Origin of the sequence: Streptomyces zagrosensis (genome assembly GCF_014203645.1) — a bacterium.
In the GTDB taxonomy this organism is placed as follows: Bacteria; Actinomycetota; Actinomycetes; order Streptomycetales; family Streptomycetaceae; genus Streptomyces; species Streptomyces zagrosensis.
Genome location: NZ_JACHJL010000014.1, coordinates 103,250 through 123,720, shown reverse-complemented (window position 1 = coordinate 123,720; position 20,471 = coordinate 103,250). Strand labels below are relative to the sequence as shown.

Here is a 20,471-nt window from a genome sequence, read left to right as displayed (position 1 = left end):
AACCCGCTAGTCCGTCATCCGAAGTCCCGTCGCTACGAGCCGTCTGGTTGGTCAGCCCCCAGTTGCTGCCACCGCTCGTCGGCGCCCGAACCCCTCCCCTGAGCTCCGAGCACCTCGCCCCAGCTCTGTTGCTCCACCTCTTCCTCGGTCGCATGCGGGTTGCCGATCACCGCGTTCGCCGCAACCTTGAATGTGCCCTCGACGTACCGGTCCTCTTCCCAGGTCATCCCTGCCGCCAGCCCGGCCCGCTGGGCGAGTTGGTCCGCGTCCTGCATGAGGCCCCGTACACCCCAGTCCCACAGCTCGCAAAACGCCTCGAAGTCCCCTGCGAGGCCGCCGTGTCCGGCCTCCATGCCGCTCAGGGAGAGATCCGACAGGCCCGCACCGTTGAGTGCCTCCGTCGCCGTGCCGATGTCCTTCAACTCGTCGAGTGCCGCCCGGATGCCGAGCGTGATCGATTGGAGTGATTCCTCGGTGAGCTTCAGGTTCTCGTCGCCCGCCATACACACGTTCTCGTCACCGGCACTGCTCACGGAGCCTCCCCCTGCCCGTTCCTGGCCCTGATCCCGTTCGTGGTTCTCGTTGGTACTGCCGTTATTCAAAGGTCTGCGGGTGGTGTGCGTGCGGTGGGCGATACGTCCTGCGGGTGGTAGGTGCCCTGCTGGCGCTGCGTGTCGTCCGCCGTACGGTCCACCGCCACGTGGTCCGGCACGATGCCGCGCACCGGTGGAAAGAACGTCGAGTGGTCCGGGTCCGCGACATCCAGCGCGACGCCGCACGGCTGCCCGTCGCCGAGTCCCGGGATCACCGCGTCCAGCAGCCGCGCGCCGAGCACTGCCCCGTACTCCTGATCCTCGTTGGGGGGTGCCTCCTGCGACAGCAGGAAACGGGCCAGCGCGCTCTCGTCGGTAAATGCGTAGATCCAGCGGATGCCGCCGTATGCGGACGACATCCATCCGCCGCGCAGCACCGGTACCAGCACCACCGCGCGCCGGAACTCCCCGAGCAACGCGGCCGGGTCGCCGTCCCCCGCTCGCATTGCCGCGCACTCGTCGGCCAGTCCCATGTGGTCGCCCCCTGCCACGGCGCCGCCCGCCGCGCCGCCCCCTGTGACTGCATACGGCAAGCACCGTACGACACTGCGTCAATACGTTCGACGCCGGTCCAGCCAATCCGGCCGACAGTCCGCGGTGTTGAGCGGGGGCCGATCACAGCCCCAGCCCTTACCGTGAAAGGGGCGTGTGTCTGCTGCGTGTGTCAGATGCTCTTCCCGGGGGTTCGCGTGGTCACGGTGATGTTGTTCGTCGGCGGGATGGTCGGCGCGGTGGTGGCGTTGTACTGGAGGCTGCGGCAGCGAGGTAAGCGGCGCACCGAGGCGGCGGAAGGGTTGCTGATCGAGCAGGAGCGGTTGCGCCAACTGCACGGCGTACGCACCAGCTACAACTCGATCAGCATGCACAACATGCACGGCCTCACGTCCGAGGACCTGTACAAGTACCACCGCTGAGCGCCGAGTCGTCGAGCGCGCCGGTGCGGTCGTCGAGCGCGAACCATACGCACTTGGCCGGTCGCCGCGGCTGGTGTGGCCACGTGATACCCCACGCCGAAGCCAACTCTTCCACCAGCGCGAGCCCCCGGCCGTGTTCCGCGTCTCCCGCTAGGGGGTCGCCTGGACGTTCGTCGGTCCGTACGGCCGCTTCGAGCGCGACCGCGTCGAGCGTGGCGGTGTTGGGGACGGGAGTGTCGGGGGCGGGGCGCGGTACGTACGGGCAGCGGCGCGGCGCGTCGTCCCATACGGCCACCTGTACGCGCTCGCACCACACGGTGACGTCAAGGTCCACGATCGGCGTAGCCGTGTGGAGGTGCACGTTCGTGACGATCTCGCTGACCAACAGCATTGCAACGTCTACGAGTTCGGTGTGGTCGGTCAGGCGCAGTAACAGGGCGACCTGCTCCCGGGCGATCTTTGGCGCCATGGGGATGTTCGGCGTACTGATCCGAAACGACTGGTGAGTGGGGGGTGTGGCGAGTTCTACGGTTTCTACGGTGCTCATGCCGTTCTCCCAACGCGGTCCGTAGTGTCCGCGCCAGCCCACGCCGTCCACGGCCCGCCCGTCTCCCGCGATGCCCCAACGGGCATACGGGCGACTGCGCTCGGGCCGCTTTGGCAGTGTGTAGCGCGACGCTCACTGACGGTATTGGCATACATGCCCCGTGGCAAGTCCCCCGATTCGGTGGTGATGACGGGGTCAGTCGTGGCACGGTTACGCGGGAGACTTCGACCAGAACCGGAGAAGGTGCCATGCCAGCGAGGGACAACCCGACCGCACGTCAGGCGCGATTGGGTGCCGAGCTACGGAAGTTGCGCGAGGCGGCGGGCAAGACAGCGCGCGAGGCCGCCGGCCTGCTGTCCACGGACCAAGCCAAGATCAGCCACATGGAAGCGGGACGAATCGGCGTCTCCGAGGAGCGCATCAGGCGCCTGGCCACGTATTACTCGTGCGATGACGCCGCGCTGATCGACGCCTTGTGCGCCATCACCCACGAACACCGGGGGCAGTTCTGGTGGGACGAGTACCGCGGCGTCCTCGCGCCAGGCTCCCTGGACGTCGCCGAGCTTGAGCACCATGCAACGTCGCTGCGTACGATGCAGTCGGTCACCATGCCGGGCATCTTGCAGACAGAGGGCTACGCCCGCGCGATTTACAGCGGGCACGTTCCCGCTCTGCCACCGGCCGAGGTGGACGTCCGCGTGGAGCACAGAATGCGCCGCCGCGCCGTCCTGGAACGGGACGCCCCACCACCACTCGAAGCGGTCATCCACGAGGCCGCCCTCCGGATGCGCTTCGGCGGACGCGAGGTGGCGAAGGCACAGTTGGCGTACCTGCTCGACGTATCCGAGTGGCCCAATACGACGGTTCGCGTCCTCCCGTTCACGTGCGAGGATTTCATCGAAGCAACGCAGCCGGTGCTGTACGCCGGAGGCCCGGTCGCCCAACTGGACACCGTACGGATCGACAACGCACTCGGCGGGCACTTCCTGGGTATCAACGTCGAGCTAAAAAAGTTCCGTACGCTGCTCGACAAGGCGGCGAACGCATCACTCGACGCGGACGAGTCAAGGCAACTGATCCACCACATCGCACGAGAATTGTGAGAATGCCGAACATGGAACTGAAGTGGCAGAAATCCTCTTTCTCCGGTGCCGGAGGCCACGATTGCGTGGAGATCGCCAAGCTGGGCGACCGCCTCGCCATTCGCGAGAGTGACGCCCCGGAGATAGTCATGGCGACGAGTCGGAGCAAGTTTGGCGCGCTCGTCAGGCACGTTCAGGCTGGAGCGTTGGACAACTTCGCAGGGTAACTGCCCGCTGACCAGCGGCTGAGCCCCTCGCCTCGACAGGCGGGGGGCCTTTGTCATTTCGGCGCCAGCAACTCTGCCACGGGACATAGTTGCCTTGTGTCCCTCCGTAACGCTACCGTCGCCCTGGGTGGCCACCCAGTCGCACGGAATCCCCGTTGAGAAGCGGACCGATTCGTCATGTCCGCACGCCTCTTGGGGCTAGCCGCATCAGCGCACGGAGGGCTGACCATGCCAGGCGTCCCACAGCAAAGAGACCTGCTAGAGCTCGGTTACCGATGTGAGTGCGTCACTCGGCGCGCCACCGACAACAGCCAGTACGCGCTCGCTCAGTGCCTCGACGCAACTCGCACCATGCAAGCCATCGTCTGGATACGGGTCGCCTTACGCACCGTTGTCGGCACCCTCGACCCCAAGGAGGCCCAACGGGCGTACGGCTGGCTCGATACAGGGCAATGGGAGGCCCTGCACTGGCTGGACCGAGGTGAGCCGGTCACGTTCGCCGTGACCGCGGGTGAACTGCGGATCGAGTGGTCGGCACGGCCCGTATGGTTCCTGCCGCTCCTGCACCGTAAAACAGGCCAACTTCCCAATTGCAGCACGGATTTCGCGTGCACGGACCCGCGCCCGGGAGGTGGCTGCGGCGTACATTCGCCGGTGCGAGCACACCACCATCGCGAGGGAAGGAATCCCCCATGACCGATGCACAACTCTGCTGGCGTAAGTCGTCGTTCTCGGGCCCGGATAACAACCAGGCTTGCATCGAACTCGCCGCGGACCCTAACGGCATCGTCACGGTGCCTCACGTCAACCACTGGCGGAAGTCGTCCTTTTCCGGGCCAGACAACAACCAGGACTGCATCGAACTAGCCACCATCGGCGGAAGCACACTCGCCGTCGAGCACGCCCACCGGGAAAACGCCCCCACCGCACCCCACGGCACCCCCTGGCACAAGTCGTCCTTCTCCGGAGGCGATGGTGGCCAGGAGTGCGTAGAACTCTCCCCCCAAGGCCCCCGCATTGCCCTCCGCGAGAGTGACGACCCCGCGACCATCCTCGCCCCGACCCGCGACAGCCTCGCCGCGCTGCTCCGCACCGTCGCCACAGGGACGTTGGACCACCTCGCGGCAAGCCCCCCGACCAGGCGCCACGCAGTGGCACGTAGCACGTGACGGACGTAGCCGATGACCGTACTTGACGAGCGGTTGCGGGACCTGACGCAGGCGATGGACGCCCGGTGCGGTTGGCCCGCCAATGCGCCCTGGGTGCGGCGGGCCATGTGGGGGTCCTTGGCGCGGCACCGGTTCGCGCCGGACCGGTTGTGGCACTGGGACGGCGACGGCTACGTACCAGTGGACCGGTCTGCGGACGCGGATCGCTGGGCGCGGTTGGTGTACGCCGGGCCCTACGCCTCCACCATTACGCAGGTCACTGATGGCCTGCCGACCTCGTCCCTCTCCTGTGTCTCGGTCGTGGCCGACATGCTCGACTGTCTGATGGTCGAGCCGGGGCATCGGGTGCTGGAGCTCGGTACGGGGGCCGGGTGGAATGCGGCGTTGCTCGCCGCGCGCGTTGGTCCCGGCAGGGTGACGAGTGTCGAGGTGGACGCCCACCTGGTGGATCGGGCCCGCCGACAGGTACGGGCGGCGGGTGTCGAGGCCCATATCCACTGCGGAGATGGCGCGTTGGGCTGGCCCGCTGACGCGCCGTACGACCGGGCCATCGCGACCTATGCGGTGGACCGCGTTCCGTGGGCCTGGGTGGCGCAGACCCGCCCTGGCGGGCGGATCGTCACGCCGTGGGGGCGGCTGGGACACGTCGCGCTCACCGTTGCGGACGACGGCGCTTCCGCCAGCGGCTGGATGCAGGGGTTGGCCACGTTCATGCCCAGTCGGGGCACCGGGCCAGAACGAACCCGGGATGACATTCGCGACGCTCATCCGCTGCGGGTGCAGGGGCCGGTCGAGATCGATGTACGGGCCCTGCACACCCACACGAGCCTGCTCTTCGCCCTGTGCGTCCTGCTGCCGGACGTACGGATCGCCACGGAGGCCGACGCGCGTGTCACCGCGTGGCTGCACGATGGCCACTCTTCGTGGGCCACGCTCGTGACGCCGGACGCCGGCCCTGTGCTCGGCTACCAGGGTGGGCCCCGGCGCCTGGCCGATGAGGTGGGCGCCGCGTGGAGGCAGTGGTCCGCGCGCGGTGCCCCGGGCCTGTACAACTTCGGCATGACGGTCACCGCAACGGAACAGATCATCTGGAGCGGCGATAGGGGCTGTCGCCCGCGCTGGGAAACACTGGTCCCGCCACTGCCCCAGTGAGGGCCCGGTGGGCGACGGGTCGAATGGGCTGCCGGCGCGGACGGTACCTGGAGCGCAGCACTTGACCCTCACGCCGCGTCATGCCGCATGGTCAGTGGTGTGGAAGAACACCTGACCGTGGGGCGCGTGGCCGAGCTGGCAGGCGTGAGCGTTCGCACGCTGCACCATTACGACGAGATCGGCCTCGTGCAGCCGTCCGCGCGCACCGCGGCCGGTTACAGGGCCTACTCGGCGAGCGACGTGGAGCGACTGCGGGAGGTGCTCGCCTACCGGCGGCTGGGCTTCGCATTGCGCGACATCGCGGATCTGGTGGACGACCCGGCCACCGACGCGGTCGCGCACCTGCACCGGCTGCGCGGCCTACTGCTGGAACAACGCGACCGCGCTGCCGCCATGGTGACGGCCATCGACACGGAATTGAAGGCACGGGCAATGGGGATCGAGACGACGTCAGAGGAGCGACTAAGAGTGCTTGGCGCGCAGTTGTACGACGCCATTGGGTCCGCTTACCCAGCGACGCGGCGCACCGAGCCGCGGATCGCCGCAAGGGTCTGGGCTGCGCTCGGGGATGCACGGACGGTACTGAACGTCGGGGCCGGCACCGGCTCCTACGAGCCCCCGGATCGCGACGTGACCGCGGTGGAACCATCGGCGGTGATGCGGGCGCAGCGTCCCGTGGGCGCGGCGCCGTGCGTGGCCGCCAGCGCGGAGAGCCTGCCGTTCGAGGATCAGTCCTTTGACGCCGCGATGGCCTTCAGCACCGTGCATCACTGGCAGGACCCGATCGCGGGCCTACGCGAGATGCGGCGCGTGGCCCGCCGTGTGGTGGTGTTCACCTACGACGCCAGTACGACCGGGTGGCTTCAGCGGTTTTGGCTCACGCGCGACTACCTGCCCGAATTCGCTGGCCTTCTCACCGACTGGCCTTCACTGGCCGATCTGACGCGCGCGATCGGGGGCCACGCGGAGCCGGTGCTCATCCCGTGGGACTGCGCTGACGGCTTCTTCGAAGCACACTGGCGCCGGCCCGAGGCGTACCTGGAGGAAGATGTGCGCCGCGCGGTATCGGTATGGACCAGAGTCGGACCGCAGGCCGAACAACGGGCCGTCAACGGACTCCGCGACGACCTGTCCTCGGGCCGATGGGCCGAGCGCAACCGCGACCTCGTCGCCCTCGATGCGGCAGAACTCGGCCTCCGCTTACTCATAGCCTGAACCGTCGGGCGCGAAAGCGCCGCAGAAGGAACTGACTCGCCGGACTCCGCAATCAGTAGGCGTTGCAGCGGTGACATCTGGCCTCGTCTCTTTCACGACTTCCAGTGATTTTCCGGCGAAAGCCCGCTTCATCGCGCCGCGCTCCGGAACGCTCGCAGGCACAAAGGTTCGCTACCGGCCGGGGGCCAGGGCGCCGGTGTCTACGGGAAGGCCACACCATGCAGGTTTGGAGCACGCGCCTCGCTGATCGGCGGCAGAAGAGGCTGGGGCCGACGCAGACGGAGCAGGCGCCTCGGTTGCCGTATCCGGACGGCTGGTTCGCTCTGGCGACCAGTCAGGAGTTGCGGCCCGGCGCGGTGGTGACCCGGCGGCTGATGGGTGAGGACGTGGTGCTGTACCGCACCGCCAGCGGGAAGCTCCGTGCCGTACGCCCGTACTGCCCGCATCTGGGGGCCCATCTCGGCCACGGCGGGACGGTACGCGGCGAGAACATCGTCTGCCCCTTCCACCACTTCCAATTCAACCCGGAGGGCGCCTGCGTCAAGACCGGCTACGACACCCCGCCGCCCAAGGCGCGCCTTGGTGCGCTGCACTGCCGGGAGGTGGACGACCTGCTCTATGTGTGGCAGCACGCCGAGGGGAAGCCGCCCACCTGGGAGATCGAGCCGTGGCCCGAGGAAGAGGGGTACCCGGTCCCGTACGGCATGTGGCACTCGATGCGCGAACACCCGCAGGACGTCATCGAGAACATCATCGACTACGGCCACTTCACACCGATTCACGGGACGGTCGGCGAGGTGCTGATCGAGCCCTGGTTCGAGGGGGCCGCCATGCACAGCGGGTTCCGGATTCGGCCTGCCGGCAACCAGGCGGCGTGGGTGTCCGCCGCTGCACCGGAGCTGACCGTGCGCGTGCAGGGCCTTGGCATCGCCTACGCGGACATCTCGGTGCCGAAGATCGGCTGCCACATCCGCTCGGTGCTCACCGTCACCCCCGTTGACCCCACGCACGTGGAGATTTACGTGTCCGGCTCCATGCGGTTCGACCGGCTCGGCCAGGGTCGGGCCGCGACGACGTTCGCCGCGCTGGTCGCCCGGCCGCTGGCCTGGGTGGGCTCGTACGACTTCTGCAAGGACTTCCCCATCTGGTCGCACAAGACCTATGTGGAGCGCCCCCGGCTCGCGAAGGGAGACGGGCCGATCACGAATTACCGACGCTGGGCCCGGCAGTTCTACAGCGCGCCTCACGAGACGGCGTCCGTGACCGAGACGGCGTCCGTGACCGTGTCCGAGGCCGCGCCCAAGACAGAGACCGAGGCCACGCCCGAGACCGAGCCCGCGGCCGTGCTGCCGCGACGGACACGGGCCGCCCGCCCGTAACCGCAAAGGCGCGGCGCCGCCCCGCAAAGGACGGCGCCGCACCCCTAACCGAACAGCCAGGGACACCGCACCCCTACCGGTGCTGCCAGGGGGTTACGCCCGCGGCGGCACCTTGGTTCCACCGAGCCCACCATGCTCCGTACGAGATTTTTCCTACCAGCGGTGTTACGTTTTAGGAATGAGCAGCCACGCAGCCAACCCAGCCGCCGAGCGTGCCGGTAAGAGATCCGTGTCACTGGCTCAGTCGCTGATCAAGGAAGTCGAGGAGCGCACCGGCAAGAACGGCTTCTCCTCCGTTGTGGCTGAGGCCCTGGAGGAATGGCTCGCCGCGCAGAAGCTCCGTGAGGTCGTGGCCACTGACCGCAAGGCGTTCGGACCTGTCTCCGCCGAAGCGCGGCGACAGGCGGAACAGGAATGGTGAGCAAGCGCCTCAAGACCAAGGCCAAGAGCGAGGGCACGCTCGTCCTGGACGCCCAAGGGCTCTCGCTGCACGTCGATGGTGACGAGGGGATGCGGGCGCGCATCGAGGTCGCTCAGCAGAACGGCCGACGAGTGGCGCTCTCCGCCTTGACACCCCTGGAAGTACGCCGAAGCGGGGACGCCGAAAAACGGCTCCAGTTCCTGCTGTCTCGGTTCGACGTGAAACCTGTCAGCGACGCCGTGATAGACGCCGCTGCGAAGCTGTTGAACGTCTCCGGCCTTGATGGGCACGAGTGCCTCGTGGACGCACTCGTGGTGGCCACCGCCGCGCTCTGCACGCCCCCGGTGCTGCTCGTCACCTCCGACACGTCGCACATCCCGGCGTTGTGCAAGGCGGCCGAGGAGCTGCCCGGCTCACCGAAGGTGAAGATCGTCAACGTGTGAGAGTGCGACCGCCGTACGCCGGGCCGCCCGCCCGTAACCGCAAAGGCGCGGCGCCGCCCCGCAAAGGACGGCGCCGCACCCCTAACCGAACAGCCAGGGACACCGCACCCCTACCGGTGCCGCCAGGGGCTACGCCCGCGGTGTCACCTTGGTCAGGCCGTTGATGATGCGGTCCATGGCGTCGCCGCCCGTGGGGTCGGTGAGGTTGGCCAGCATCTTCAGTACGAAGCGCATCAGCAGCGGGTGCGTCAGGCCGCGCTCGGTGGCGATCTTCATGATCTTCGGATTGCCGATGAGCTTCACGAAGGCGCGGCCGAGCGTGTAGTAGCCGCCGTAGGTGTCCTTCAGGACGCGCGGGTAGCGCTCAAGCGCGGCCTCGCGCTGGGCGAAGGTCGGGCGGGCCTTCGCCTGGACGATGACATCGGACGCGATCTGCGCCGACTCCATGGCGTACGCGATGCCCTCACCGTTGAACGGGTTGACCATGCCGCCGGAGTCACCGACGAGCAGCAGCCCGCGCGTGTAGTGCGGCTGCCGGTTGAAGGCCATCGGCAGCGCGGCGCCGCGGATGGGGCCCGTCATGTGCTCGGGGGTGAACTGCCACTCCTCGGGCATCGAGGCGCACCACGCCTTGAGGACCTCGCGCCAGTCCATGTCCTTGTAAGTCTTGGAGGTGTTGAGTACGCCTAGGCCGACGTTGCAGGTGCCGTCGCCCATGCCGAAGACCCAGCCGTAACCCGGCAGCAGGTTGGGCTTGTCGCCGCGCCGGTCCCACAGTTCCAGCCACGACTCCAGGTAGTCGTCCTGGGTGCGGGGGCTGTCGAAGTAGGTGCGTACGGCCACGCCCATCGGGCGGTTCTCGGCGCGGTGCAGGCCCATGGCCAGGGACAGCCGCGAGGAGTTCCCGTCCGCCGCGACGACGAGCGGGGCGTGGAAGGTGACCGGGGTCTTGTCCTCGCCCAACTTGGCGTTCACGCCCGTGATGCGGTTCGTCCGCGGGTCGATGATCGGCGCACCGACGTTGCAGCGCTCGTACAGTCGCGCCCCCGCCTTCTGCGCCTGCACCGCCAACTGCTCGTCGAAGTCGTCCCGCTTGCGGACCAGTCCGTAATCGGGGTACGAGGCCAACTCGGGCCAGTCGAGCTGGAGTCGGGTGCCGCCGCTGATGATGCGCAGGCCCTGGTTACGCAACCAGCCGGCTTCCTCGCTGATATCGATGCCCATGGCGACGAGTTGCTTGGTGGCGCGCGGGGTGAGGCCGTCGCCGCACACCTTCTCGCGCGGGAACGCCGTCTTCTCCAGGAGCAGGACGTCGAGCCCGGCCTTGGCGAGGTAGTACGCGGTGGTCGAACCGGCCGGACCGGCCCCGACCACGATCACATCGGCGGTCCGCTCGGAGAGCGCGTCAGCACCGCGTCCCACGGCGACGGCGGACGGCGAGGCCGAGTCGGCGAAGGTGCCGGCGACCGCGGGGGTGCCGGCGACCGCGGAGGCGTCGGCCCCGATGACCGCCTCGGTCTCGGCGTCAGACCCGGTGGCGGCATCAGAGCCAGCGGCGTCAGTTCCGGTGGTGGTCTCGGTGGCGCCCGATCCGATTGCGCTGGTCACGGTGGCCTCAGCGGCTCCGGTCCCTGGCTCGTCGTTCCCTGGGCCGTCGGTCTCGGTGGCGCCGGTCTGAGAAGGGACGGTCTCGGCGGGGGCGTTCTCGCTCACGGAGGTTCTCCCGAAGACTCGGTATCTGCGTGCCGGTCGCGCCGGGCACTGGACAAGTGCAGTCTATGTGTCGTACTCGAACCCGTGAGAGGGGCGCCCCTGATGCCGATTACCGGCTCTACTGTCCAGTTGCGCGTGCCGACAGCCGAGGACGCCGTTGCCTGGCACCGGCTCTTCGACGACCCAGACGTCATGGAGTTTCACGGCGGCACCTCACATGACCTCGCCCATTACGAAGAGTTCACGGCCCGCCAACGGGCCCACCACGAGCACCTCGGCATCTGCCTCTACACCCTGCTGAACGGCACCGGCGAGGTCATCGGCTTCACCGGCGCGCAGCCCTGGCCGCACGAGTGGGGTCCAAGGGGTGAGATCGAGATCGGCTGGCGGCTCGGCCGCGCGTTCTGGGGCCAGGGGTACGCGACGCTCGCCGCCGAAACCACACTGGAGCGGGTCCGGGCAGTGGGCATCCGGCACGTCGTGGCGATGGTGGCCGAGCGCAATGAGCGCTCCATAGCGGTCACCCGGCGGGTGGGCATGAAGGAGAGCGAGACGTTCGTCTCGCCAGTCTCCAAGACGCGTGCGGCGTGCTTCCGACTCGACCTTTGATCTCTGATCTCTGATCTCTGATCTCTGATCTCTGATCTCTGGCCTGTGGGCTGTGGCCTGTGATCTCTGGCCTCTGGCCTGTGACCTTTGATCTCTGGCCTGTGACCTCCAGCTTGGCCGCGCGGGCAGCCGTTCGCGGTGTGTGGCTCGCGGTACGTGGGTGTGCGCTGTGCGGGTGCACAATTCACGGTTCGCGGTCGGCCCGCTCAACCGCCCTGCGACCAGGTCTCCAGTGCCGTATCGAACGCCGCCCGGTCCGTCGCGAACGACTCGGCTGGGCCCTGGTAGTACAGCGCGTACTCCGTGCCGTCGTCCGTGACATATGCCTGGTCGATGGCGTGCATCGCACGGCCTGACTTCTTCTCCACCCAGGTGAACTCCCAGCGGGCGCCGGCCCGTCCCTGGAAGGTGTTGGCCGCGAGCTCCACCTGCGCGTAGTCCTGCGTACGCGAGGACGTGATCTCCTCAAGCTCGCGGAAGTGATCGATCGCCGACTGAGTGGTGCCGGGCACGATGCCGATGCGCAGATACGCGCTGTCGCCTGCGGCGTCCGGCCCGCGGTAGTCGATCTGCCCGCCTTCCACTTCCCGTTCCCAGCCCTCGGGCACGGCGAGCGAAAAGCCTTGCGGGTCCTGCGCCGTGCGGTAGCCGTCCGGCGGGTTGCCGGCATCCGGGTCATCGAGTGGGGCGCTGGTCGGGCCGGGATTCAGGTCGGGGGGCTCGGTGGGGTACCCCGAGGGAAGGGCGGGAGCTGTGGGGGACGTCGAGCTGCCACCTTCATCCCCATCCGGCGAAGCTGATGGCGATCGGGAGGGGGGTGGCGATGACGCGGTGGATGTCGAGCCACGTTCCGGCGTCGCGTCGCGGTCGTCACCGCTCGGGGACTCGCTCTGCGCCGCGACGGTCTTGCGGTCGGCGCCCTCGTCGTCGTCCCGCAGCGCCAGCACCCCGGCCGTGGCGCTACCACCGATCACGTATGCCGCCAGCCCGACCGCCATCCAGACCAGCACCCGCCGCCGGTTGCGCGGCGTCCCGGGCTCCCTGGGCTCACCGGACATTCCAGACACCTCGGGGCCTCCTGCCGCGGGGTAGGGGTCGGCGTACGGTCCTGCCTGCTGCCCTGGCTGCGGCACGGTCTGCGGCCCTGGCTGGGGCGACGCGGCGTACGCGGCGGAGTGCGGCGCGGGCTGCGGCTGCGGGGCGTACGCGGCGGGGGTGGAGTCGGGTAAGGCAGAGGCGGCTGGGGCCGCGGGCGGTCTGCCGTATGCGCTGCGCAGCGGTGTGCCGGGCGGAGGGGGCGGCGGCACCGGGCCCCGCATGCGAGAGGAGGGGGAGGAAGGCGGGGGTGTCGTGGAGCGGGTGACTGGAGAGGTGACCGTCGCGTTCGAGTCGGCGGGCCGCGCGTCGATCCGGGTCGTATGGGCATCCGTCCGCGCCTCCGATGGCACGGCATCGGATACGACGTCAGGTGCCGTGTGCGGCAGGAGAACTGATGGTCCGTCAGGTTCGGGCGGGGTTCCGTCCGCTGAGTCCTCGGCGGACGCGTCGTCACCTGCCTCGTCGGCGGGTATGTGTTTCGCGACCGCGTCGGCCGTTAGCTGCTTCGTTGCCGCGTCGGCTAGTTGCTTCGTTGCCGCGTCGGCGGGTACAGGCTGCGTTGGCGCCTCCGCGGATGCGTACCCCCCTGCCTCGTCGGCGGGTATGTCCGGCGCTGGGATCGCCATATGGAGGTCGCACCCACACCCCATGCAGAAACGCGCGTCGGTGGGTGCCGAGACACCGCAGGTAGAACAGGACTTCGACGGCACGGGAGACTCCGTGGGTTCGGCGAGGCGAGGTACGGCGGGGGGTGGCCGCACACTCTAGCGGCGAGCGGGCTTCGCGTCCCCCATCGAGGCAAGGCCGACCCCCCATGACCAGCCCCGCCTGCGCCCGACGCGCCCCTCCGCACTCCTGTGCGCCCCTTCGCGCCCTCCGGCGAGGTAACCCCGCGCCACCCCGCCGCCGCCGCTCCGTGGCTGCCGCCCCTACCGGCCCCACTTACTCCACGTTGCGCGGCTTTGTGCCCCGGTGCAGGGCCACCACGCCGCCGGTGAGGTTGCGCCAGGCGACCCGAGTCCAGCCCGCGCGCTGAAGGGCGGCGGCGAGGCCGGGTTGGTCGGGCCAGGCGCGGATGGACTCGGCGAGATAGACGTACGCGTCCGGGCTGCTGCTCACCGCCGTGGCGACCGGCGGCAGGGCGCGCATCAGGTACTCCGTGTAAACGGTGCGGAACGGCGCCCACGTCGGCTGGCTGAACTCGCAGATGACGACCTTCCCCCCGGGCTTGGTCACTCGGAGCATCTCGCGCAGCGCGCCCTCGGTGTCCTGGATGTTGCGCAGCCCGAAGGAGATCGTCACCGTGTCGAAGACGTCGTCCGCGAACGGCAGCCGCGTGGCGTCGCCTGCCGTCAGCGGGAGGAACGGGTTCCGCTTCTTGCCCGCCCGCAGCATGCCCAGCGAGAAGTCACAGGGCACCACGTACGCACCGGCGGCCGTGAACGGCAGCGATGACGTTCCCGTACCCGCGGCCAGGTCGAGCACCCGCTCCCCCGGGCGCGCGTCCACGGCGCGCGCGACCGCCCTGCGCCACAGTCGGGACTGCCCGAGCGACAGCACGTCGTTCGTCAGGTCGTAGTTGGCCGCCACGTCGTCGAACATCGCGGCGACTTCGTGCGGCTGCTTGTCCAGGGATGCTCGGGTCACGCTTCCCATTGTTCACCCGGCCGCCCCGGGCCTCCTCCGCGGGTCACCCGGGCGGCGCGAGCCGTAACCGAGGCGCAAGCCCCCGGCGAAGGGCCCACACCTCGCCGGGGGCAAAGACCCTAGGGAGGCGGGGCCCCACGGAGGCACATGCCTCAGCGGCGGCGGAAGACCAGCCGTCCGTCCAGCACCGTGGCAACGCAGCTCACCGCGCCCTGTTTCGCCAAGTCCGCCATCAGCGGGACCGCGAACACCGCGAAGTCCGCCCGGGCTCCGGGCGCCAGCGGGCCGGTGAAGGCCGTCTCGGGCGAGGTGCCTGCCGGCAGCGCGGCGATCGGATCGAGCGAGACCCGTTCGGCGGGGGCAGGAACCGTCGCGCGAGGCCCCGCGATCACCACGAGGCCCGCCCGGGCCACCGCCGTACGGACCGAAGGCCGCTCGAACGGGCCCGCCACCGCCGTCGTCCCGTGCCGCAGCATCCGCTGGGTGCCCCGGCGCGCGGACTCGCCCCACCGTGCGTCGGCCAGCTCAAGACCGGCCAGCGCCGCCGGGTCGGCGAGCGGCTCGCTGCCGAGTTGCTCCTCCTCGCGCGGGTCGGGGTGGTACGCGGCCTCCAAGAGCGCCGGCGCGTGCGCGTTGAGCAACCCCGGCGTGAGCAACCCGGGCCAGCGCCGTACGCGCGCCCCCGGGTGCTCGGCCGCCATCTCCTCGTACGGGCCGACCGACGCTATGCGCGCGCCGTCCACCACGACCGCCCCGTCCACAACGGGCTCCGCCCCCGGGCCCGTCAGCAGCAGCTCGGCCCCATGAATCGTCAGCACGCTTCGGCCTCCAGCCGCCCCGGCCCCACCCGGCCCCGGATCAGCGGGCTTCGATGAGTTTGAGCTCGGGATGTGCCGTGCCGCCCTCGATCGCGGTCGAGGACAGGTGTGAGAAGACCTTGTCGTCCACCGGGTCATTGGCCGGGTCGTCGTGCACCACCAAGTGCTCGTAGGTGGTGGCGCGCTGGGCCGGCACCCGGTCCGCCTTGCGGATCAGATCAATGATCTCCATCCGGTTGGAGCGGTGCTTGGCCCCGGCCGAGGAGACCACGTTCTCCTCCAGCATGATCGAGCCCAGGTCGTCCGCCCCGTAGTGCAGCGAGAGCTGGCCGACCTCCTTGCCTGTGGTCAGCCACGAGCCCTGGATGTGCGCCACGTTGTCGAGGAAGAGCCGCGCGATGGCGATCATCCGCAGGTACTCGAAGAGCGTGGCCTGCGTCTGGCCCTTCAGGTGGTTGTTCTCGGGCTGGTACGTGTACGGGATGAAGGCGCGGAAGCCGCCGGTGCGGTCCTGGACGTCACGGATCATACGCAGGTGCTCGATCCGCTCGGCGTTGGTCTCGCCGGTGCCCATCAGCATGGTGGAGGTGGACTCGACACCGAGGTTGTGGGCGATCTCCATGATCTCCAGCCAGCGTTCGCCCGACTCCTTGAGCGGCGCGATGGCCTTGCGCGGCCTGGCCGGCAGCAGCTCGGCGCCCGCGCCGGCGAACGAGTCGAGCCCCGCGGCGTGGATGCGGCGAATGGCCTCATCGGCGGAGACACCGGAGATCCGGGCCATGTGGTCGATCTCCGAAGCGCCCAGCGAGTGGATCACCAGCTGCGGGTACGCCTTCTTGATCGCCGCGAAGTTCTCCTCGTAATACTCGACGCCGAAGTCCGGGTGGTGGCCGCCCTGGAACATGATCTGCGTGCCGCCGAGTGCGACCGTCTCGGCACAGCGCCGCAAAATGTCGTCCAGGTCGCGGGTCCAGCCCTTTTCAGTGTCCTTGGGCGCCGCGTAGAACGCGCAGAACTTGCAGGCCGTCACACAGAGGTTGGTGTAGTTGATGTTCCGCTCGATGATGTACGTCGCGATGTGCTCGGTTCCCGCGTAGCGCCGGCGGCGCGCGGCGTCGGCGGCTGCGCCGAGCGCGTGCAGAGGCGCGGACCGGTAGAGGTCGAGCGCCTCCTCCGGGGTGATCCGACCGCCACCTGCGGCGCGGTCGAGGACGGGCTGCAAATCGGCGTTCTCCGCCACCGGGGCGTCCCTTCCGGAGGGTTACGTACGGACTGATCCAGCGTACGCCAGGGGTCCGACGCGTCCGTCTGCGGCCGGCAAGGCGGCGTGAAAGCGGGGCCGTGCCGGGGTGCGGGGCGGGGCGGGGTGCGTACCGGCTACGGGGTTGGGTGCCTACCGGCTAGGGCTTCTTGTTCATCCGAGCCGTGGGCCGGCCACCCGCCTCGTCCTTGGACTTGTAGACGAGCTTGCCCTCGTCCAGCGTGTACGTGGCCTCGGCGGTGACCCCCGTGCACAGGAACGAGGCGCTGCCCTGCGACTCGTCGGTGAGCTCGGTGATCGTCAGCCGGGTGTTCCCTTCCGTCACCGAGATCAGCCTGCCCTCGGCGAAGCACTTCTGGCCGAAGACGTCGTTCACGGCCTTGACGACGATGGAGCCCTTGCGGCCCTGCCTGACGGTGGCGGTGTGCTCGCCGTTGTACTTCCCCTTGGCGTAGATGGGGCCCGTCCAGGTGCCGATCAACTCCTTCGGCACGTTGTCCCTGGCGGCTGCCGGGCTGTCGGTTTCCTTCGGGCTGCTGGTCTCATCCGATGAAGAAGAGGAGCCGGGCGAGGGTGCTTGGCTCGGCTTGCTGTCACCCGCGTTGGTGTCGTCCCCGCCACCGCTGCCCGGCAGCAGTTGGAAGACGAACGCCACCGTCGTCGCCGCCGCGAGCGCGCCCGCGACCGAGAGCACCAACGAGCAACTCACCCACTTCGGCCGATTCCGCCGTCCGAACGCGGCCGTGAGCGCCATCCGGCGCTGCTCGCGCTGCCCGTCCCCTGCCGAGCGCAACCCGGTGGCCGTGCTCACGCTCGCCATCGCGGCCTGCCCCACAGCCGGGCGGGGCCGAGCCCCATCGGCTGCCGTGTCCGTACCCGATCCCATGGCGAGGCTCTGGCTCGCGCCGTCCGGGGACTGGCGCGGTGAAGGCGGGGCGACCATGCTCGCGCCGCCCGGGCGCCCGGCCGTACCGTGCGCGGCACCGTCGTGCGCGTCCCCGCCGTGCGTGTTTCCGCCGTGCGCGGCACCACCGTACGAGGGGTCGGGCGGCCCAAACGCCCCGTACGCCTGGCCGGCCGAGCCCCCCGCGGCCTCGGCCCCGCTGGTGCCACCAGCACTGCCAGCACTGCCAGCCCCACCGGTCCCGCCAGCCCCACCGGTCCCGCTAGCCTCGCCTGCCGTACTGGCCCCGCCGCCGCTGCGAGTGCCGTCCGCGCCGGACGCCCCCACCGGTACGCCCGTGTCCACGCCCACCGTCTGGGGGCCCGCGGCCTCCGTGCCGACCGCCGCTGAGACGCCGCCTACATCGGCTCCGCCTCCCGCGACCGGCCAGGCTGCCTCGGGACTCGCCGGCCCCGATCCCGCCGACCCAGGGCCGTACGGAACCGGCGGCTCCCCCTCCAGATCGAGCAGTTCCATGGCGCGGCGGCTGGCACCCTCCAGCAGTGGGGCGGGCAACCACCCGGTGCGCACCAGCCCGGCCGCGCCACCATCCGGGGCCAGCCGGCGGGCGAGCTCGGCCGGAGTGGGGCGACCGGCGGGGTCCTTGACCAGACAGGAGGCGACCACCTCCCGCAGCTCGCCGACGAGTTGCGCCCCGAACTCCGGCTCCTCGTGAACCACGCGATACAGCAGCGCGGCGGAGGAGTCGCCGGGGAAGGGGCTGCGCCCGGTGGCCGCGTACGCCAGGACCGCGCCCAGCGAGAAGATATCGGCGGCCTCGGTGGCGCCCTTGCCAAGGATCTGCTCGGGCGACATATAGCCGGGCGAGCCGATGGAGACGCCGGTGGAGGTGAGGGAGGCCGTGCCGTCGATGGCGCGGGTGATGCCGAAGTCGATCAGGCGGGGGCCGTCCAGGGCGAGGAGTACGTTCGACGGCTTGACGTCGCGGTGCACCAGGCCGAGCCCGTGCACGGCAACCAACGCCTCGGCCAGGCTCGCGCCGAGCGTGCGTACGCATTCCTCGGGCAGCGCGCCCATCTCTTCGACGGCCTGGGTCAGCGAGGGGCCCGCGACATAGCCGGTGGCCACCCAGGGCACGGACGCGTCCGGGTCGGCGTCGAGTACGGGCGCCGTCCAGGCACCGCCCACCCGTCTGGCCGCCTCCACCTCGCGCCGAAAGCGGGCCCGGAACTGGGCATCCATCGCGAAGTGCGGATGGACGACCTTCACGGCGACGGTACGTCCGCCCACGCTGCGGCCCAGGTACACCCGGCCCATCCCGCCCGCGCCAAGGCGCCGCAGCAGCCGGTACGCGCCGATGCCACGGGGATCGTCCGGTTCCAGCGGGTACATCGTGTTGCCTCCCCCTCCACTGCGCCACCCAGCTTAGGTGCGCGGCACGCAGCGCGGGCAGGGTACCGACGACCCCGCGGACGTACGTCAACTAGGGGGCCGACACGGCAACACGGCGGATGGGCGGAACGGCGAAACGGTAAGCACAGCCCCGGGCGGCGGAGGCTGGGGCTATCCCGCGGTGCTGTGCAGCAGGTCCACCCGTACGTCGGCGGGATAGCCCGTCGTCGGGCCCGTGCGGCGGGCGAACTCGGCGATTCCGGCGAGCTGGTCGGGGCCGAGGCGGAAGTCCAGGGTGGTGAAGTAGCGTTCCAGCATGGCCGCGTCGAACACCTCCCAACGTGCCGCCTGCTCGGCGACCTTGGCGACCTCCTCCAGGGAGACGTCCCGCGAGGCCAAGAACGCCTGGTGCGCCTGGCGCACCAACTCCGGCTCGCGCGCCAGGTAATCGCGCCGCGCGGCCCAGACCGCGAAGACGAACGGCAGTCCCGTCCAGTCCTTCCACATCTGGCCCAGGTCGTACACCGTGAGGCCGAGCTTGGGCGCGTAATGCAAATTGGCCCGCAGCGCGGCGTCGCCGATCAGCACCGCCGCCTGTGCGTCCTGCATCATCCCGCCCAGGTCGGGCGGGCAGGTGTAGTAGTCGGGCTGCACGCCGAAGCGTTCGGAGAGCAGCAACTGCGCCAGCCGTACGGAGGTACGCGACGTGGAGCCGAGGGCGACGCGTGCGCCGTGCAGCTGATCAAGGGGCACTTGCGAGACGATCACACAGGACATGACCGGGCCGTCGCAGCCGACCGCGAGGTCGGGGAAGGCCACCAGGTCGTCCGCGTTGCGCAGGAACTCCACCAGGGTGACCGGAGCGATGTCCAGTTCCCCGCGGATCAACTGCTCACTGAGCTTTTCGGGGGTGTCCTTGGTGAGCTCAAGATCGAGGAGGCTACCGGTGCGGGCGAGCCCCCAATAGAGGGGCACGCAGTTGAGGAACTGGATGTGGCCGACCCGCGGCCGGCTCCGGCCGTGACCGGTGGCGGTAGCGGCGACAGGGGTTGAATTGTCCACATCCGGAGGCTAGCCCCGGGGTAACGCGGCGGCTGAGCCGGGGGGCGTAGCAGCGCGGCGCCTTTGCTTACCTCGGCCGCCCGACCCCATCTGACGTGCGCGCTTTTCCCTTCCGCCGTGATCGGAAACCGCCCGTCCCCGTGATCTTTCGCTCTTTCCCCTCGGCATCTGCCGTGCTAGGCTCGCCGCAAGTTGCAGTTTGGTTTCCCTTGCAGTACAGAGCCTGCGGAGCATGTGACGCCGCGGGCTTTTGTAGTTTTCAGACTTCTTGCAGGTTCTGGAGCAGGGCAACCCTTTGGCCCAAGGAGGGCTTATGGCTACCGGAACCGTGAAGTGGTTCAACGCTGAAAAGGGCTTCGGCTTCATCGCCCAGGACGGCGGCGGCCCGGATGTCTTCGTCCACTACTCCGCGATTAACGCCTCTGGTTTTCGCTCCCTGGAGGAGAACCAGCAGGTGAACTTCGACGTCACGCAGGGTCCGAAGGGCCCGCAGGCGGAGAACGTCACCCCTGTCTGATCCGCGCGGATCTACGCGGGGTTCGGCCATCGCGGTCAGCACCTATTCGTTCCTGATGTAGTACCCAAGGAGCCCTGCTCCCCGTTTCGGCGGGGAAGCGGGGCTCCTGCCTTTCCTGCGCCAAACCCTTGACGGACTTCCGTCACGTTGCTCTGTCCTGCCCCTGGGTCTGCCGCTTCCGGGTGGCTTATCGCGGCTTGCTGCGGCTTGTTGTCAGGTTTATGTCGGCTTTCTCTCCGACGGCCCCGGATGCCCTCGTGTGCTGCGCGGGATGGGTTCACCGGACGCTTACCGAGTTCCCGCGCATC

At 69.4% G+C, this 20,471-nt stretch carries 22 protein-coding genes; 12 read left to right on the top strand and 10 right to left on the bottom strand.

Annotation, left to right across the window (positions count from 1 at the left end; genetic code table 11):
* Positions 1–32 precede the first annotated feature (32 nt).
* Positions 33–533, bottom strand: a complete 501-nt coding sequence (locus tag FHS42_RS24585) for a hypothetical protein (protein ID WP_184575540.1) — start codon at positions 531–533, stop codon at positions 33–35.
* Positions 534–598: 65 nt separating this feature from the next.
* The gene (locus FHS42_RS24580; RefSeq protein WP_184575538.1) at positions 599–1,066 is read right to left on the bottom strand and encodes a hypothetical protein; all 468 of its coding nucleotides are present in this window, start codon (positions 1,064–1,066) and stop codon (positions 599–601) included.
* A gap of 195 nt (positions 1,067–1,261) precedes the next feature.
* On the opposite strand from FHS42_RS24580, the gene FHS42_RS24575 reads away from it, so the two are divergent.
* Entirely contained in the window at positions 1,262–1,507 is a 246-nt protein-coding gene (locus tag FHS42_RS24575) for a hypothetical protein (protein ID WP_184575536.1), read from the top strand.
* Here the strand turns inward: FHS42_RS24575 and FHS42_RS24570 are convergent.
* Positions 1,473–2,054: an ATP-binding protein gene (locus FHS42_RS24570; protein WP_184575534.1), complete on the bottom strand. Its 582-nt coding sequence runs from the start codon at positions 2,052–2,054 to the stop codon at positions 1,473–1,475. The genes FHS42_RS24575 and FHS42_RS24570 overlap by 35 nt on opposite strands.
* Positions 2,055–2,302: 248 nt before the next feature.
* Here FHS42_RS24570 and FHS42_RS24565 point away from each other — a divergent pair, with 248 nt between their 5' ends.
* From FHS42_RS24565 to FHS42_RS24525, 9 genes are all read left to right on the top strand, one after another.
* Positions 2,303–3,157 (top strand): helix-turn-helix domain-containing protein, encoded by an 855-nt coding sequence (locus FHS42_RS24565; RefSeq protein WP_184575532.1) that lies wholly within the window; start codon positions 2,303–2,305, stop codon positions 3,155–3,157.
* A 2-nt stretch (positions 3,158–3,159) separates the two neighbouring features.
* Positions 3,160–3,363: a DUF397 domain-containing protein gene (locus FHS42_RS24560; RefSeq protein WP_184575530.1), complete on the top strand. Its 204-nt coding sequence runs from the start codon at positions 3,160–3,162 to the stop codon at positions 3,361–3,363.
* A 177-nt stretch (positions 3,364–3,540) separates the two neighbouring features.
* Positions 3,541–4,059 (top strand): hypothetical protein, encoded by a 519-nt coding sequence (locus FHS42_RS24555; protein WP_184575527.1) that lies wholly within the window; start codon positions 3,541–3,543, stop codon positions 4,057–4,059.
* On the top strand, positions 4,056–4,532 hold the full coding sequence (locus tag FHS42_RS24550) for a DUF397 domain-containing protein (RefSeq protein ID WP_184575525.1): 477 nt from the start codon (positions 4,056–4,058) through the stop codon (positions 4,530–4,532). Before FHS42_RS24555 ends, FHS42_RS24550 begins: the two co-directional genes overlap by 4 nt.
* Positions 4,533–4,544: 12 nt before the next feature.
* Positions 4,545–5,684 (top strand): methyltransferase domain-containing protein, encoded by a 1,140-nt coding sequence (locus FHS42_RS24545; RefSeq protein WP_184575523.1) that lies wholly within the window; start codon positions 4,545–4,547, stop codon positions 5,682–5,684.
* Between the two features lie 87 nt (positions 5,685–5,771).
* The gene (locus FHS42_RS24540) at positions 5,772–6,899 is read left to right on the top strand and encodes a MerR family transcriptional regulator (protein ID WP_221476831.1); all 1,128 of its coding nucleotides are present in this window, start codon (positions 5,772–5,774) and stop codon (positions 6,897–6,899) included.
* A gap of 218 nt (positions 6,900–7,117) precedes the next feature.
* Positions 7,118–8,278, top strand: coding sequence for a Rieske 2Fe-2S domain-containing protein (locus tag FHS42_RS24535; RefSeq protein ID WP_184575519.1), 1,161 nt, complete (start codon positions 7,118–7,120; stop codon positions 8,276–8,278).
* 178 nt (positions 8,279–8,456) lie between these two features.
* Positions 8,457–8,699: a hypothetical protein gene (locus tag FHS42_RS24530; protein ID WP_184575517.1), complete on the top strand. Its 243-nt coding sequence runs from the start codon at positions 8,457–8,459 to the stop codon at positions 8,697–8,699.
* Entirely contained in the window at positions 8,693–9,142 is a 450-nt protein-coding gene (locus FHS42_RS24525) for a PIN domain-containing protein (RefSeq protein WP_184575515.1), read from the top strand. The genes FHS42_RS24530 and FHS42_RS24525 overlap by 7 nt, the downstream gene beginning before the upstream one ends.
* 129 nt (positions 9,143–9,271) lie before the next feature.
* Here FHS42_RS24525 and FHS42_RS24520 read toward each other — a convergent pair whose 3' ends face one another.
* Complete coding sequence (locus FHS42_RS24520) at positions 9,272–10,564, bottom strand: geranylgeranyl reductase family protein (RefSeq protein ID WP_184575723.1); 1,293 nt, start codon at positions 10,562–10,564, stop codon at positions 9,272–9,274.
* Between the two features lie 393 nt (positions 10,565–10,957).
* Between FHS42_RS24520 and FHS42_RS24515 the strand changes: the two genes are divergently transcribed.
* Positions 10,958–11,464, top strand: coding sequence for a GNAT family N-acetyltransferase (locus tag FHS42_RS24515; RefSeq protein ID WP_184575513.1), 507 nt, complete (start codon positions 10,958–10,960; stop codon positions 11,462–11,464).
* A gap of 206 nt (positions 11,465–11,670) precedes the next feature.
* Here FHS42_RS24515 and FHS42_RS24510 read toward each other — a convergent pair whose 3' ends face one another.
* The 6 genes from FHS42_RS24510 to FHS42_RS24485 form a co-directional block, all read right to left on the bottom strand.
* The gene (locus FHS42_RS24510; protein WP_184575511.1) at positions 11,671–13,188 is read right to left on the bottom strand and encodes a serine/threonine kinase C-terminal domain-containing protein; all 1,518 of its coding nucleotides are present in this window, start codon (positions 13,186–13,188) and stop codon (positions 11,671–11,673) included.
* 316 nt (positions 13,189–13,504) lie between these two features.
* Positions 13,505–14,209, bottom strand: coding sequence for a demethylmenaquinone methyltransferase (locus FHS42_RS24505; protein WP_184575509.1), 705 nt, complete (start codon positions 14,207–14,209; stop codon positions 13,505–13,507).
* 152 nt (positions 14,210–14,361) lie between these two features.
* The gene (locus FHS42_RS24500) at positions 14,362–15,027 is read right to left on the bottom strand and encodes an imidazolonepropionase-like domain-containing protein (RefSeq protein WP_184575507.1); all 666 of its coding nucleotides are present in this window, start codon (positions 15,025–15,027) and stop codon (positions 14,362–14,364) included.
* A 40-nt stretch (positions 15,028–15,067) separates the two neighbouring features.
* A complete protein-coding gene (mqnC, locus tag FHS42_RS24495; RefSeq protein ID WP_184575505.1) occupies positions 15,068–16,267 on the bottom strand; it encodes a cyclic dehypoxanthinyl futalosine synthase in 1,200 nt (399 codons plus the stop codon).
* 160 nt (positions 16,268–16,427) lie between these two features.
* Positions 16,428–18,584, bottom strand: coding sequence for a serine/threonine-protein kinase (locus FHS42_RS24490; protein WP_184575502.1), 2,157 nt, complete (start codon positions 18,582–18,584; stop codon positions 16,428–16,430).
* Positions 18,585–18,755: 171 nt separating this feature from the next.
* Positions 18,756–19,646 (bottom strand): menaquinone biosynthetic enzyme MqnA/MqnD family protein, encoded by an 891-nt coding sequence (locus tag FHS42_RS24485; protein ID WP_184575499.1) that lies wholly within the window; start codon positions 19,644–19,646, stop codon positions 18,756–18,758.
* A 313-nt stretch (positions 19,647–19,959) separates the two neighbouring features.
* Between FHS42_RS24485 and FHS42_RS24480 the strand changes: the two genes are divergently transcribed.
* Positions 19,960–20,163, top strand: coding sequence for a cold-shock protein (locus tag FHS42_RS24480; protein ID WP_003984261.1), 204 nt, complete (start codon positions 19,960–19,962; stop codon positions 20,161–20,163).
* Positions 20,164–20,471: the final 308 nt, after the last annotated feature.